The sequence below is a fragment of the Aeromonas sp. 601039 genome (assembly GCF_049174415.1).
In the GTDB taxonomy this organism is placed as follows: Bacteria; Pseudomonadota; Gammaproteobacteria; order Enterobacterales; family Aeromonadaceae; genus Aeromonas; species Aeromonas veronii_A.
This window is the reverse complement of sequence record NZ_JAAKTL010000001.1, coordinates 308,413-322,259: the sequence shown is the minus strand read 5'-3', so window position 1 is coordinate 322,259 and position 13,847 is coordinate 308,413. Positions and strand designations below refer to the sequence as shown.

Here is a 13,847-nt window from a genome sequence, read left to right as displayed (position 1 = left end):
ACTCGGGCGCTGGTGACTTAACCACTGACAAGTTGGCTGCTGATGGGGCGGGGCAGGCCATTTTTGCTCTCCAGCGCCGCCGTCACCTCATCCTGCATCACGTCAGGTGCACTGATAAAGCTCTCTATGGCCGGAGATAGCACCAGCGGGGCGCCATTTTCAAGCTCCTCTTCGGTGCGGGAGAGCGGGGAGTGCACCTCCAGCCAGCGCCTACCATCCGGTTCGATGGCGACCTTGACCGGTTGATTGATGACCCGCACCGGCGTGCCGATCGGCACAATCTTGAACAGGGCCTCAATATCGTCAGGTCGCAGCCGGATGCAGCCTGCACTTACCCGCAGGCCAACGCCAAAATCCTTGTTGGTGCCGTGGATCAGGTAGTCGCGCTTGCCATAGCCAAGGCGCATGGCGAACTTGCCGAGGGGATTCTCCGGGCCGGGGGGCACCACGGCGGGCAGGGTGATCCCTTTTTGCTCCAGCCAGGATTTGCGCACCATGGGGCCGGGAACCCAGGTCGGGTTGGGATTCTTCTCGATGACGGTGGTGGTCATCTCGGGTGTTTCGCGGCCGATATCGCCAATCCCGATGGGCAGCACGATGACCTCGTTCTTCCCTTTGGGGAAGTAGTAGAGGCGCAGTTCGGGCAGATTGATGACGATCCCCTCGCGAGGCACATCAGGCAGCAGCATCTGGGTGGGCAGCGTCAAGCGGGTGCCCGGCTTGGGTAAATAGGGGTCTACACCCGGATTTGCTTCAAGCAGCGCCAAAAATCCAATTTGTGTATTTTTGCCAACCAGCTCCAGATGTTCATTCTGCTGGATGATGTAATCCTCCAGCTCACCGATTAGGCGACTCCCGGCAGGTGGCAGCGGGTAGCGTTTGGCCTCTGCCGGCGTGGCGCAGAGCAGGATCGCTGCCAGCAGCAGGGAAAGGGCGGGCGTTATGGAGAGGGGGATGAGTTTCGGCAATCGCATAAGGAGATCCATCAGTTCAATCGGGGCGGAACATCATCAACACAGCCGCCAGGATGGCGCGATTGTTCCTCAATCAGCCCATGATTACCAGCTTGCCGCGCACCCGCAATGATGTGGGGATACATAGGAAACCAGCCAAAATCGGCATCACCCATAAATTTGAGTGCCAAGCAGGAAAAAGAGGCGCCTCATGGCAATGGGGGAATATCACGACGTGGATAATGGCCGGGTGTGCGAGCGGGTGGATACAGAGCCATACAAGAGTGGCCTCGCGACGCAGGCCGTGCGTGAAGCATTGTGAGCCTGCTCCCAGATAGCTGATTCAGCCATTTGATATCTAAGAAATTTTTATTGCATCCTCGGTCCAGCTCGGGTAAAAATCTCATCCCACGGAGAGATGCCGGAGTGGCCGAACGGGATTGACTCGAAATCAATTGTGGCAGCAATGCCACCCAGGGTTCGAATCCCTGTCTCTCCGCCACATACCAAGCCCAAGCAATTAAATTGCTTGGGCTTTTTCGTTTCGTGTGATGCCTGATATGCCATCTGATGTTGGCGGGCTTGAAGCGTCCCCTCTATCGACCACCTGTTAGTCGACTCGAGCCCATATCGAGATGTCTTATCGTCGTGCAATAGGGGCCCCCTTTTACTTGCCCGATCGCCTATCGGTTGCAAGGTTGGCCCCAACGGCTTGCTCGCCAGTCATGATGGCGACACAATGGAGTCCCTTTGGTTGGCCGCTCGCAGCTGGGGCTCGTGGCCGAATGGCCAGCGATAGTATGAGCGCGCCCGAGTGTTATGGGCCGGTGACAACGGGAAACATGGCGAGAACAGGAGCAAAAGAGGATGAGGGAAGGGCTTGAATGGTTCTGGCTCAATGAACCGGCCGAATGGCACAAAACAAGCGACGGCTTGCTGGTGGTAACGGACAAGCAGACCGATTTTTGGCGCAGCACCTGGTATGGTTTCGAGCGCCACAGTGGGCATCTCTATGGCTGTGAGGTCGAGGGGGAATTTACCTTTCAGGTCTGTGTCGAAGGGGAGTTCACGACCCTCTACGATCAGGCGGGGCTGATGTTGCTGCAAGACGAGGCGCACTGGCTCAAAGCGGGGATAGAGTACAACGATGCCCAACCGATGATCGGCAGCGTGCTCACCAATCAGCGATCTGACTGGGCCACCGGTATTTTCAGCGGCAATCCGCGCCGTTTCTGGCTGCGCCTGACCCGGCTGGCCGATTGTCTGCGTCTGCAATACTCCACCGATGGTGAGGTGTGGCCACTGCTGCGGCTCGCTCCGTTCCCGCCAGGCGAGCGCTGCTTTATCGGGGTGATGTGCTGCACCCCCGAGCGGCAGGGGTTGGTGGTGCGTTTTTCGGATCTGCGCCTCACGCCGCCCCTGGGCAAGGCACTGCATGATTTGAGCTAGCCAGCCCATGGCTGGCATTGCGTGTCAACCGGCAGAGTGAACAATGCCGTCGGCCTGTAGCGTCATTCGCAGGGTCTATCGAGCGGGAGGGGCGTTGCCCTCCCGCTTTTTTACACCGGTAGGTCGGGAATGGCGGGTGGCTGTGATGGGCAAGCCTTGGCAAGCAACGTCGAAAAGCATGCGGTATGCGATGTAGCAGACACAAGTTACCGGAACTGGGATCTCGATCGGGACAACAGGACTTTTGTCCTGCAAGGGGAGGTGGGGTGGCGGCTAGGATGGCCACATCAAAACAATAAAACGAGTCAAACTGGAGCACAACAACCATGACCGCTCATATCAATGCCAACCCGGGCGATTTCGCCGAGACCGTCATTATGCCGGGGGACCCGCTGCGGGCCCGCTATATCGCCGAGACCTTTCTGACCAATGCACGCGAGGTGACCAATGTGCGCAATATGCTGGGCTACACCGGCTATTACAACGGCCAGCGCATCTCGGTGATGGGCCACGGCATGGGGATCCCCTCCATGGTGCTCTACGCCCACGAGCTGGTGAACGACTTCGGGGTCAAGCGCATCATCCGCATCGGCAGTCTGGGAGCGACCCAGCGCCACGTGCAGATGCGCGACGTCATTCTGGCGCAGGCGGCGGGCACAGATTCCCCGACCAATGCCAAGCGCAGCGCCGGTTACCAGATGGCGACCTCGGCCGACTTTGCCCTGCTGCACAAGGCGTTTACCAAGGCGCAGGAGAAGGCGATTCCGGTCAAGGTGGGCAATATCTTCACCGGCGACCTCTATTACGATCCGGACGAAAACCTCATTCCGGCGCTGGAGAAGTTCGGCGTGCTTGGCATCGACATGGAGGTGGCCGGTCTCTACGGGCTGGCCCATCAGCAGGGGATAGAGGCGCTCGCCATCCTGACTGTCTCCGACCACTGCCTGACCGGTGAAGAGACCACTGCCGAAGAGCGGCAACTCTCCTTCAACCAGATGATCGAGCTGGCGCTGCACACCGCGCTGTAAGCGCCGCAGTCCGCCCACCCCTGCACGCACCCTGACCCCAAGAGAGATCCAATATGAACAATAAGCTCTCCCTCACTGCCATCAGCTTCCTGGCCAACTTTGTGATGGCCGGTTTTGCGACCCAGTTCGGCATGCTGATCGACCCCATCGCCGCCAAGTTCGGCGCCGACGTCAATCAGGTGGCCTCCATCTTCTCCCTGCTCAACGGCGGGGCGCTGGCGGGCACCATTGCCGCCTTCTTCCTTATCGAGAAGGTGGGGCTCAAGCGGATGACCCTGCTCTGCTACGGCCTGATCGCGCTGGCGGCGGCTTCGCTCCATCTGACCGGCTCGCTCTATGTGGTGATGGCTGCCATGACGGTGATCGGCCTGTGTGGCGGGGTGGGACTCTGCATTGCAGGGACGCTGGTGGTGAGCGTCTGGCAGGCGCGGATGCAGAGCACCATGCTGGTGGTGCAGGATGCCACCTTCAACGTGGCCGGGGTGGTCTTCCCGCTTATCACCACCTACACCCTGACTCACGCCATGGCGTGGAGCTGGAGCTATCTGGCGGTGGGTGTGGTGGCGCTGGCGACCATGCTGGTGGCGGTGCTGACCAACTTCCGCAGCTGCGAGGCGGGTGGCGAGAGCGCAGGCAACGAGCACTCGGAGTGGAACCTCGGCATCATCAGCGGCGGGTTGGGGCTCTTTCTAGGCATGCTGGCGCTCTACACCTTCCTCACCTGGGCGCCCATGTTCGTGAAGAATAAGTTCGGCATCCCCTTCGAGGAGGCGGGCAACATCATCACCCAATACTGGACGGCTGCCCTGCTCGGCGCACTGGTCTCCACCGCCATCGTGACCCGCATTGCGATCCGAACCTTCCTGCTGGTGATCATCACCCTAGCGATGGGGATGACGGCGCTCATCGTTACCACCGATAACATGAGCCAGTTGCCATACCTCACCTATGGTTACGGCTTTGTCTGCGCGGCGCTCTACAACGCCTTTATCGCCTACGGGGTGTCGTTTGTGCGCCAGGCGTCGAGCAAGAACGTCTCCTACATCCTCATCAGCGGCAGCGCGGGGGCCATGTTCAGCCCGGCCATCAGCGCCCTGTTCGAGCAGGTGATCGGTCTGCAGGCGGTGATGTACGCCATCCCGCTTATCTATGGCGTGATCCTCGCCATGTTGGTGGCTTCACTGCGCATGGCCCGGCCGCAGCCTTGTCTCGCCTGAGCGGGAGAGTAAACAGCAAGAGGGGCGGTATCGACCGCCCCTTTTTTTGTTGCTGTTCAGTCGGCGACTTATGGCTGCTCCAGAAAGGCCCTGAGCCCCGCCAGATCGCGGATCTGCAATCCCTCCTCGCCGCGCTCCACCAGTCCCTTGTCTATCAGCTCTTTCACCGCCCGCCGGTAGACCCGGTCGGTCGTGCCGAAGCGTTCCGCCTCCTGATACCCCTTGCGAAAGCCGCTCACCGGGTTGTGGTGGCAGTGGCTGTGATAGAGGTCGAGGGCGATGTTGTAGCTGATGGGGTAGAGCATGCGGCAGGTGAAGATATCCACCGTGTCCTGATAGTCGATGGCAATGGCGGTGGCAAAGAAGAGCGCCACCTTGGGGTGGGCGACCAGCGCCTGCTCCAGCTGCTCGCCGTCGATGCGGGCCACTTCCAGCGGCTCCTCGGCGATGATGTCGAGCTGGCAGCGGTAGCCGGTGAAGAACTCCATCTCGCCAAACAGCTGGTTGTCGCACTCCAGGGTGCCGAGCTGAAAGCGGCGGCCATTCATGGCGGTGTGGCCCATGGCGATGCGGCCGCCCGGTACCAGCACCAGATCCCGCAATAGCTCCCCCTGACGCATCAGGGGCTCCCCCTCGGGGATCAGATGCTGCTCCGTGATGCAGGATTGCACTACCTGCACGATAAGATCATGACTGGCCTGCCAGTGGGGCTGAAAGCGTCCCTTGAGAAGGGGTTTGAGTTGCATGGGATTTCGAGTCGTCGCCAAACAGAAACGACTATTACACACCCTTGCATACGGATATGCCAGTTTTGTACCGCAAAGTGGGGCTTACTGGTGTAGAAGTGCAATCTGGAAGCATAAAAAAGCGCCCGAAGGCGCTTTTTCATTGAGCGGTGGTCAGCAAGGGTTAGCTAATCAGGCTGGCCCACAGGTCATATTCGTCGGATTCGTCGATCCGCACCTTGACCATGTCGCCCGGCTTGAGGCCGGTTTCGCCGTTGAGGTAGACCAGACCGTCGATCTCCGGCGCATCGGCGAAGGAGCGGCCAGTGGCACCCTCTTCGTCCACTTCGTCGATGATAACGGTCATCTCCTGGCCCACTTTGCGGGCCAGCTTGCGGATGGAGACCTGCTGTTGCAGCTCCATAAAGCGCTGGAAGCGCTCTTCCTGAATCTCTTCCGGCACCGGGTCCGGCAGCTCGTTGGCCAGCGCCCCTTCGACCGGGCTGTATTTGAAGCAGCCGACCCGATCCAGCTCCGCCTTGTCGATAAAGTCCAGCAGCATCTGGAAATCTTCCTCGGTCTCGCCCGGGAAGCCAACGATAAAGGTGGAGCGCAGGGTGATCTGCGGGCAGATTTCGCGCCACTTCTGGATCCGCTCCAGAGTGCGCTCGACAGTACCCGGGCGTTTCATCAGTTTCAGGATGCGCGGGCTGGCGTGCTGCAACGGAATATCGAGGTAGGGCAGTACCTTGCCATCGCGCATCAGCGGGATGACGTCATCTACGTGTGGGTAGGGGTAGACGTAGTGCAGACGTACCCAGATATCGAGCTTGGCCAGCTCTTCGCACAGGGCGACCATGCTGGTCTTGACCGGCATACCGTCGTAGAAACCGGTGCGGTGTTTCACATCGACGCCGTAGGCGGAGGTGTCCTGGGAGATCACCAGCAGCTCCTTCACGCCCGCCTCTTTCAGGCGCTTGGCTTCGGCCAGCACGTCGCCGATGGGGCGGCTCACCAGATCCCCGCGCATGGAGGGGATGATGCAGAAGGTGCAGCGGTGGTTGCACCCCTCGGAAATCTTCAGATAGGCGTAGTGGCGCGGGGTCAGCTTGACGCCGTGGGCCGGTACCAGACTGGTGAAGGGGTTGTGCTGCGGCTTCTCCACATATTTGTGGACGTGACCCAGCACCTCTTCATAGGCGTGGGGGCCGGTGATCTCGAGCACCTTGGGGTGGATCTCGCGGATCTGGTTCTCTTTGGCGCCAAGGCAGCCGGTGACGATCACCTTGCCGTTCTCGGCCAGCGCTTCGCCGATCGCTTCCAGCGACTCTTGCACCGCGCTGTCGATAAAGCCGCAGGTGTTGACGACGACCAGCTCGGCATCGTCATAGCTGGGCACCACATCGTACCCTTCGGTACGCAGCTGGGTCAGGATGCGTTCTGAATCGACCAGGTTTTTGGGGCAACCCAAGGAGACGAATCCTACTTTGGGGGCCTGTTTTGTGTTGGACATCGCTCAATCACTCTTAGGTGGCTCTTCTTTAAGGGCGCGGATTTTACCGGAATGGTTAACCAAAAACTATACAGCCAGCATGGCAGAACCTAACAATATCTCCGAGTGGGCAGGATTGGGCCGTGCGAATAGCGGCTGATGGTGGAGCCCTGACTGGCGCGCAGTCCCTGCTGCACAGGTTTGTGGCTGGCAATATGCATTGCTGACTTATTAGTCAATTTCGCGGTCTGTGGCTGGGAACCCTGTCACGGGTGCCCCTATACTCCCATCATGGTGATCCGGTGGAGAAGGCAATGGAAAGTTCATTTGGCGAAAGAATGCAGAATCTGCACGCTACGCTACGCGAGCGTTTTGACAAGCTGAGTCGGGTGGCCATTGCGATTTACGATCCCCATACCGATCAGCTCAAGACCTTCGCCCACAGCACCGAGGGGCCCTCGCCGCTGGTGCAGTATGAGGTGAAGCTGAGCGATGTTCCCTCCTTGCGCTATCTGGCGGAGCACAAGCACCCCCGGGTGCTTGGCAATCTCGATGCCCTGCGTGGTTCCGCGTCGGAACACAGCCGCAAGCTGCTGGAGGCGGGCTATGCCTCCAGCTATACCGAGCCGCTGTTGTTCAACAGCAAGCTGTTTGGTTTTCTGTTTTGCGATGCCATGGAGCCGGGCTATTTCGATGAGTCGATCCAAAGCGAGCTGTCGGCCTATGCCCAGATGTTGTCCGCCATCATTGCGGTGGAGTTCTTCTCTATTCAGACCCTCGGCGGCGCGCTGACCACGGCACGGGAGTTCAGTCGCTATCGGGATGAGGAGACCGCCAACCATCTGCATCGGATGTCGGCCTACTCCCGACTGATCGCCAAGACGCTGGCCCCGACTTGCGGGCTGAGCGACGAGGAGGTGGAGTTTGTCTACCTCTTCTCCGAGCTGCACGACATCGGCAAGATCGCGGTGCCGGATGCCATTTTGCTCAAGCCGGGCAAGCTGACCCCGGAAGAGTTCGAGATCATGAAGATCCACCCCGGCAAGGGACGGGAGATGATCAGCCTGATGATCAACGAGTTTGGTCTCGATGGCATTCATCACACCGATATGCTGACCAATATCATCGCCAGCCATCACGAACGCTTTGACGGCACCGGCTATCCGCTGGGGCTGGCGGGGGAGGCGATCCCGCTGGCGGCGCGCATCGTGGCGGTGGCCGATGTGTTTGATGCCCTGACCAGCGAGCGCCCCTACAAGCAGCCCTGGCCGTTCGAGACGGCCTTTGCCTATCTGGAGGAGCATGCCGGCAGCCAGTTCGATCCCGCTTGTGTCGCCGCGGCCCTGCGCAACAAGGCCGAGTTTTATGCCATCTATCAGCAGTATCAGGATCCGGCCTGCTCTGCGAGTGTGCCGGCCAGCGGCGCAGAGCCGGGTTGAGCGTGTGTGATGCGCGTAAGGGCAAAGTGGCGGAACAAGCATGAATGAAAAGCGTAACAAGAGAGGGGGCACCAGCAGGTGCCCCCTCTCTTTTATGCGCCTCTCGATTCCACGCGCCCTTAATTTTTGCCGACCTTCTATCTGCGGCTATGGCGTTTGCGCTCAGGTTACTTTTTGGGCGTCGGCTCGCTGATTTGATAGAGGTGATCCGCGCAGGCGCTGGAGCAGCCACAGGGGCGCACCTCTTTATCTTCCCGCTTCTGGGCAAGCTGATATTGGCGCCACCAGATGATGGTGCCCATGGCCAGGATCAGTACGAACGAGGCAAGCATGCTCAACAACCAGATGGACATGATCTCTTCTCCTTGATGGTGATGACATGCACGGCGATGACATCAGTGATGATGGCAGCAACCGCCCTGCTGGCTGGCGCCTTCACTGCCGTGACAACAAGTATGGCCTTGTCGTGAGCTCTCTGCCTGATGGCCACTACTGGCGCAACAGTGATCGGAGCCACTGTTGCAACCACCATGACAATGGCTATGACTCTGGCCTGCGCCGACGGGCTGGATGGCACGGATAGTCACCTTGCTCTGATGACGACGAGACGGACGGCCCTGACTGGCCTCGGTAAGAGGTTGCAGATTGGCGGGGGCCAGCAGCGCGGGTAGCGGCAGGCGGGCAGAGCGGCACTGCAGCACCCGGATATTGGCCGCCAGCAGACGACTCAGCATTCGCTCGCCGATATTGCGCACTACCACCTGACCCACCTGATGATGGGCGAGGGCGTCGAGCAGCGCTTGCTTGCCGTGGCAGCCTTCGGCGGCGGCCGGGTTAGCCAGGGTGGCGATAACGTTCCCTTCGGGGTTAAGAATTTGCAGCTGCTCGGCACGGGTAAAGTGGCCAGCCAGCAACCCCTGACTCAGCATCAGGGCGCTGTTGCAGAGGGTGGTGGTCATGGTTGTGACAGCATTCATGTCGGCTCTTCTCCACTAGTTGGGTGGTCGGGCTCGGCGGATTGCATCATCAATGCCTTGCCCAGACTCAGACACTCCACCACCTTGTAGCGCCCTTTTTTCAGGATATTGGCCAGGGTCTGGCGGGAGACCCCCATCACCAGGGCGGCCTCCTGCTGCTGCATTCCTTGAAGGTCGACGAGGCGCAGTGCCTCGAACTCGTCAGGGGCCAGCGTGACCTGTTCCAGCTGATGCATGGGGCGGCCGTTGGGTTTGAAGCAGCTGTTGGCGGGGCGGCCACAGATCTGGCGGGCAATCTTGGGTCTTGGCATGGTGGCTCCTAATTGGCATAAGCCATTTATACGCTCATATGTAGCATATGCCAATAATTTTGTCTGATGCAGAGGGTGGCGCCAGTGCTGTTTACGGCAGAGAGGGGTAAAGAGAGGGAGGAGGAATACGTACAAAAGCAGTGAAGGTGGCAGAAACGACGCAGGCCCGAACATGGTTCGGGCCTGCGGTTTTGCAGAGGATGGTCGAGCTATCCCGGCGAGCTTACGCCTGTTCGGCCTCGGCCACGGGGGCTGTGCTCTCGCTACCGTTGGCGAAGCGATCCGCCCACAGGGCAATCACGCCGTCACCGGTGACGTTGCAGGCGGTGCCGAAGCTGTCTTGCGCCAGATAGAGGGCGATCATCAGGGCGATGGAGGCTTCACCAAAACCGAGCATGGAGGTGAGCAGGCCCAGCGCCGACATCACGCCACCACCCGGCGCGCCCGGTGCGGCGATCATGATCACCCCCAGCATCATGATGAAGGGGAGCATGGTCTCGATGCCCGGAATGGCCAGATGCTCGGAGAGGAACATCACCGCGGTGGCGCAGGTGACCAGGGTAATGGTGGAGCCACAGAGGTGAATGGTGGCACACAGCGGTACGGTAAAGTTGGCGATGCCGTCGCTCACCCCGTTGTTCTTGCTCGACTGCAGGGCAACCGGAATGGTGGCTGCGCTCGACATGGTCCCCAGCGCGGTGAAGTAGGCGGGCAGCATGTTCTTGATGAGCTGGGCCGGTGAGCGGCCAAGGGCCAGACCGGTGCCCACGAACAGCACGGTGAGCCAGATCCAGTGCATCAGGATCGCCATCACCAGCACCACGCCGAAAGTTTTCAGAGTGGCGAATACGGTGCCTTCCACCGTCATCTCGACAAAGACGCCAGCGATGTAGAACGGCAGCAGCGGAATGATCACCTTGGCCAGCAGGCGGTCGATGATGTCACGACCCTGATCGGCGACCCGGCGCAGATCGGTGGCCTGGGTGGCGCTGATGCCAATGCCGAACACGAAGGCAGCGGCCAGTGCCGACATCACGCCAAACAGCGGCGGGATCTCCAGATTGACGTAGGAGGCAAGCTTGATGGCCGTGGCCGTGGTGGGCTCGGCGGCGGTGGTGAACTGCGGGATCAGGTGGCTCGCCACGGTAAAGGCGAACAGCCCCGCCAGAATGGTGGAGCAGTAGGAGAGGGCCACGGTTTTGCCCAGCAGCTTGCCGGAGTTTTTCGGCAGGCTGGCGATGCCGCTCATGATGAAGAACAGAATGATGAGCGGAATCGTGAAGGTGATCAGCTGACCTATCACTGTCTTGGCCGTAAACAGCACGCGCGCCACCCACTCAGGGGCGTAGAGACCGAGCAAGAGACCGGCAAGGATGCCAGCAATGAGTTTCAGGACAAGTTTCATAAGGAAATCCGGAGTTGGTTGTATTGTCTGTTTTGTTATTAAATTTTGATATTAATCGAACTTTTTAACACGTAAGCCGTGTTATGTCTGCCTTTTATGCGTTAATGCCGAGTTAAATATTGTCGATGGCCAAGATCGCCGACTAGCAGCCGGCTTGGCATTGAATGGGAAAATCCGTGATGAATTAGCCCGTTAGGTGGCCTGATGATCGCCGCGCAGCAACATGACGTACTGGTTGGCATATTGACTTGCGGAGTCTGAGGTGCTGGCTGATACGGCTTCCATCGAAGCCAGTTGCAGCGCTACCCCGGATGAGGTGACGATTTGCTGAAGATGCGGGAGCTGCTGGTCGTGGCTCATTTCGCCGCTTGGCTGTAGGGGGAAACAGAGCGGAGCGCCCGCTTTGAGCAGGGTCGCCAGCTGTTGCAACAGGGGGACAAGAGTGGCCACGTCGCTATCAAGCGGGCGGCTCAGCCAGATGCCATCGTAAGGGAGCACCGAGTGCATCTTCGCCAGCGGGCAGACCCGCACAGCTTGCCCGGATTGCTGTGAGGCTACTTTGGCGTCAGCCAGTACCGCTTCACAGGCGGTGACCACATACCCTTCTGCACGCAGCCAGCACAGATCCTCCCCCATACCGCACTGACCATTGAGCAGGTGAGCGCCGGGTTTGAGGTGCGCCACAAAGGCAGCTCGAACGTGGGCGTGCTGGTCGTTAAATGGCCGAGAAGCGGGGATGGCGTCAGAGTGTGGCACAGGGGTTACCTCAAGCAGGGGGCGCACAGGGTAACAAATCGGGGCCTGACTGCCAAAGCGCGCGGTCAGGCCCCGATTTGGATGGGGGGGAGTTGCCGGAGCCGGCTAGCGGCCACAGGCAGGCCCGTGGGGCTGGGCCAGCATGGTGAACATGCTCTCTATCATAAAGGCGGATTCGCCCTGCAGGTCGATCCGCCCCGGAAAGTGGAGCCAGTTGATGATGTAGCCATCCAGAGTGCAGTGGAGCAGGGTGGCGGCGCGCTGCAGGTTGAGGTTGGCGGGCAACTGGCCCCGCCGTACCGCATTGGCCAGGGTGGTCTCCAGGTCCCGAAAGAAGTTGGCGGACTGGCTGCGGATATGCTCGCGCAATGAGATGGCTTCCCCCTCCAGCGATTCGAGATTGAACAGGATGGTGAACATCTGCCGCTGGGCCGGATTGTGAATGAAGCTGTGGAGCACCCCTTCGAAGAAGAGGCGCAGTTGCCCCAGCGGATCCGGCTCATCTGGATTGAGGCAGGCATCGAGCTGGTGGGCAAGGGGGCTGCAGAGCTCCTGCCAGAGCGAAATGAAGAGTTCATCCTTGTTCTTGAAGTGCCAATAGATGGCTCCGCGGGTCAGGTCTGCCGCCCTGGCGATGTCGGTCAGGCTGGTCTTGGCCAAGCCCTGAGAGCAGAACAGATCCAGCGCCGTGCTCATGATGTGGCAGCGGGTTTGCTGCGCCTCTTCTTTGGTTCGTCTGGCCATCGAAATTTGTGCCTCATGCAAGCAAAAAGTCACTTACATACATTTATGAATGTATGTATATTGCCTCATCTTTCGACTATTTACCAACAGGGCCCATGCGGCCCTGATTGTTCATTGACTGGCAAAGGCTCAGGTGTTTCATGCATAAACATATTCTTGCTCGTTCAGTTGGTCTTGCCTTGCTGGCTACAGGCTTGCTGGCAGGTTGTGGTGACAAGGGGGACGCACCCCAGGGACAGGGCGACATGCCCCCCGCGGCGGTCAACGTAGTGACCCTGCAGAGCGGTCCGCTGATGTTGACCACCGAGTTGACCGGCCGCAGCGCCCCGTTGCGGGTGGCTGAAGTGCGTCCGCAGGTGAGCGGCATCATCCTCAAGCGCCTCTTTACCGAGGGGAGCGATGTGAAGGCGGGCGATCTGCTCTATCAGATCGACCCGGCTGTCTATCAGGCGGCAGTCGCCAGCGCCAAAGCCAATCTGGCCAAGGCCGAGGCTAACGAGCAGAGTGCCCGCCTCAAGGCGCAGCGCTATCAGGAGCTGCTCAAGGTCAAATCCATCAGCCGTCAGGACTATGACGACGCCGACGCCAGCTGGAAGCAGGCCAAGGCGGAGATCATGGCGAGTAAGGCGGCTTTGCGTACTGCCGAGATCAATCTCGGTTACACCCGCATCACAGCCCCTATCAGTGGCCGCATCGGTAAATCCGCGGTGACCGAGGGGGCGCTGGTGACCGCCCAGCAGGCTGACAGCCTGACCGCCATCCAGCAGCTCGATCCCATGTATGTAGATGTGCGTCAGTCCACCGCCGATCTGCTGCGCCTCAAGCGACTGGTCGCCGAGGGCAAGCTGACCCAGGACGAGCAGAAGGGGGCCAAGGTGACCTTCCAGCTGGAAGATGGCTCCACTTACGGCGAAGAGGGCTCGTTGCAGTTCTCCGATGTGACCGTGGATGAGACCTCCGGCATGGTGACCCTGCGGGTGATTGTGCCCAACCCTCACCAGCTGCTGCTGCCCGGCATGTTCATGCGCGCCACCCTGCAAGAGGGTGAGCGGGCGCAAGGGCTGCTGGTGCCGCAAACTGCCGTGACTCGCACTCCCAATGGTGGCGCCACCGTGATGGTGGTAACCGCTGACAACAAGGTGGAGCTGCGCAACGTGCAGCTGAGCCGTGTCGTCGGCAGCAACTGGGTGGTGGAGTCAGGGCTCACCTCCGGCGAGCGGGTGATCGTGGCTGGCTTGCAGAAAGTACGACCGGGCGCCGTGGTCAATCCCGCCGAGCAGGGTGCTGATGCAGCGCCTGCTCAAGCTGCGTCCAACACCCCGGCCAACAAGTAGGATGGAGTAGTCGCTTC

14 protein-coding genes and 1 tRNA gene are annotated in these 13,847 nt (G+C 60.0%); 6 read left to right on the top strand and 9 right to left on the bottom strand.

The genetic code is table 11. The annotated features are described in order from the left end of the window. Positions 1–17: 17 nt before the first annotated feature. A complete protein-coding gene (locus G5195_RS01405; protein ID WP_216979181.1) occupies positions 18–974 on the bottom strand; it encodes a L,D-transpeptidase family protein in 957 nt (318 codons plus the stop codon). A 391-nt stretch (positions 975–1,365) separates the two neighbouring features. Between G5195_RS01405 and G5195_RS01400 the strand changes: the two genes are divergently transcribed. From G5195_RS01400 to tsgA, 4 genes are all read left to right on the top strand, one after another. Next, a tRNA-Ser gene (locus G5195_RS01400) sits at positions 1,366–1,455 on the top strand. A 365-nt stretch (positions 1,456–1,820) separates the two neighbouring features. Beyond that, positions 1,821–2,402: a DUF1349 domain-containing protein gene (locus tag G5195_RS01395; protein WP_421205832.1), complete on the top strand. Its 582-nt coding sequence runs from the start codon at positions 1,821–1,823 to the stop codon at positions 2,400–2,402. 326 nt (positions 2,403–2,728) lie between these two features. After that, complete coding sequence (deoD, locus tag G5195_RS01390; protein WP_421205831.1) at positions 2,729–3,430, top strand: purine-nucleoside phosphorylase; 702 nt, start codon at positions 2,729–2,731, stop codon at positions 3,428–3,430. Positions 3,431–3,483: 53 nt separating this feature from the next. Continuing rightward, the gene (gene tsgA, locus G5195_RS01385; protein WP_421235755.1) at positions 3,484–4,647 is read left to right on the top strand and encodes an MFS transporter TsgA; all 1,164 of its coding nucleotides are present in this window, start codon (positions 3,484–3,486) and stop codon (positions 4,645–4,647) included. Positions 4,648–4,715: 68 nt separating this feature from the next. On the opposite strand, the gene G5195_RS01380 is transcribed toward tsgA, so the two are convergent. Both G5195_RS01380 and rimO read right to left on the bottom strand, forming a co-directional pair. Further along, the gene (locus tag G5195_RS01380; protein ID WP_421235754.1) at positions 4,716–5,393 is read right to left on the bottom strand and encodes a Crp/Fnr family transcriptional regulator; all 678 of its coding nucleotides are present in this window, start codon (positions 5,391–5,393) and stop codon (positions 4,716–4,718) included. A 163-nt stretch (positions 5,394–5,556) separates the two neighbouring features. Further along, entirely contained in the window at positions 5,557–6,885 is a 1,329-nt protein-coding gene (rimO, locus tag G5195_RS01375) for a 30S ribosomal protein S12 methylthiotransferase RimO (RefSeq protein ID WP_021231199.1), read from the bottom strand. Positions 6,886–7,178: 293 nt separating this feature from the next. Here rimO and G5195_RS01370 point away from each other — a divergent pair, with 293 nt between their 5' ends. Further along, the gene (locus G5195_RS01370; RefSeq protein WP_337072708.1) at positions 7,179–8,303 is read left to right on the top strand and encodes an HD domain-containing phosphohydrolase; all 1,125 of its coding nucleotides are present in this window, start codon (positions 7,179–7,181) and stop codon (positions 8,301–8,303) included. Between the two features lie 167 nt (positions 8,304–8,470). Here G5195_RS01370 and G5195_RS01365 read toward each other — a convergent pair whose 3' ends face one another. The 6 genes from G5195_RS01365 to G5195_RS01340 all read right to left on the bottom strand — a co-directional run bounded on the left by G5195_RS01365 (position 8,471) and on the right by G5195_RS01340 (position 12,496). Next, the gene (locus G5195_RS01365) at positions 8,471–8,656 is read right to left on the bottom strand and encodes a hypothetical protein (RefSeq protein WP_337072709.1); all 186 of its coding nucleotides are present in this window, start codon (positions 8,654–8,656) and stop codon (positions 8,471–8,473) included. Positions 8,657–8,698: 42 nt separating this feature from the next. Further along, positions 8,699–9,280, bottom strand: a complete 582-nt coding sequence (locus G5195_RS01360) for a NifB/NifX family molybdenum-iron cluster-binding protein (RefSeq protein WP_421235753.1) — start codon at positions 9,278–9,280, stop codon at positions 8,699–8,701. Beyond that, positions 9,277–9,591, bottom strand: coding sequence for a DUF134 domain-containing protein (locus G5195_RS01355; protein ID WP_203116026.1), 315 nt, complete (start codon positions 9,589–9,591; stop codon positions 9,277–9,279). The genes G5195_RS01360 and G5195_RS01355 overlap by 4 nt, the downstream gene beginning before the upstream one ends. Before the next feature lie 223 nt (positions 9,592–9,814). Continuing rightward, a complete protein-coding gene (locus G5195_RS01350) occupies positions 9,815–10,996 on the bottom strand; it encodes a dicarboxylate/amino acid:cation symporter (RefSeq protein WP_421235752.1) in 1,182 nt (393 codons plus the stop codon). A gap of 192 nt (positions 10,997–11,188) precedes the next feature. After that, on the bottom strand, positions 11,189–11,752 hold the full coding sequence (locus G5195_RS01345; RefSeq protein WP_216951699.1) for a hypothetical protein: 564 nt from the start codon (positions 11,750–11,752) through the stop codon (positions 11,189–11,191). Positions 11,753–11,857: 105 nt separating this feature from the next. Continuing rightward, positions 11,858–12,496: a TetR family transcriptional regulator gene (locus G5195_RS01340; RefSeq protein ID WP_005359187.1), complete on the bottom strand. Its 639-nt coding sequence runs from the start codon at positions 12,494–12,496 to the stop codon at positions 11,858–11,860. Between the two features lie 140 nt (positions 12,497–12,636). On the opposite strand from G5195_RS01340, the gene G5195_RS01335 reads away from it, so the two are divergent. Next, entirely contained in the window at positions 12,637–13,830 is a 1,194-nt protein-coding gene (locus tag G5195_RS01335) for an efflux RND transporter periplasmic adaptor subunit (RefSeq protein WP_421235751.1), read from the top strand. Positions 13,831–13,847: the final 17 nt, after the last annotated feature.

Bases quoted from the DNA above. Each gene is read 5' to 3' on its own strand.
- G5195_RS01405 (WP_216979181.1), bottom strand. From the start codon at position 974: ATGCGATTGCCGAAACTCATCCCCCTCTCCATAACGCCCGCCCTTTCC.
- G5195_RS01395 (WP_421205832.1), top strand. From the start codon at position 1,821: ATGAGGGAAGGGCTTGAATGGTTCTGGCTCAATGAACCGGCCGAATGG.
- deoD (WP_421205831.1), top strand. From the start codon at position 2,729: ATGACCGCTCATATCAATGCCAACCCGGGCGATTTCGCCGAGACCGTC.
- tsgA (WP_421235755.1), top strand. From the start codon at position 3,484: ATGAACAATAAGCTCTCCCTCACTGCCATCAGCTTCCTGGCCAACTTT.
- G5195_RS01380 (WP_421235754.1), bottom strand. From the start codon at position 5,393: ATGCAACTCAAACCCCTTCTCAAGGGACGCTTTCAGCCCCACTGGCAG.
- rimO (WP_021231199.1), bottom strand. From the start codon at position 6,885: ATGTCCAACACAAAACAGGCCCCCAAAGTAGGATTCGTCTCCTTGGGT.
- G5195_RS01370 (WP_337072708.1), top strand. From the start codon at position 7,179: ATGGAAAGTTCATTTGGCGAAAGAATGCAGAATCTGCACGCTACGCTA.
- G5195_RS01365 (WP_337072709.1), bottom strand. From the start codon at position 8,656: ATGTCCATCTGGTTGTTGAGCATGCTTGCCTCGTTCGTACTGATCCTG.
- G5195_RS01360 (WP_421235753.1), bottom strand. From the start codon at position 9,280: ATGAATGCTGTCACAACCATGACCACCACCCTCTGCAACAGCGCCCTG.
- G5195_RS01355 (WP_203116026.1), bottom strand. From the start codon at position 9,591: ATGCCAAGACCCAAGATTGCCCGCCAGATCTGTGGCCGCCCCGCCAAC.
- G5195_RS01350 (WP_421235752.1), bottom strand. From the start codon at position 10,996: ATGAAACTTGTCCTGAAACTCATTGCTGGCATCCTTGCCGGTCTCTTG.
- G5195_RS01340 (WP_005359187.1), bottom strand. From the start codon at position 12,496: ATGGCCAGACGAACCAAAGAAGAGGCGCAGCAAACCCGCTGCCACATC.
- G5195_RS01335 (WP_421235751.1), top strand. From the start codon at position 12,637: ATGCATAAACATATTCTTGCTCGTTCAGTTGGTCTTGCCTTGCTGGCT.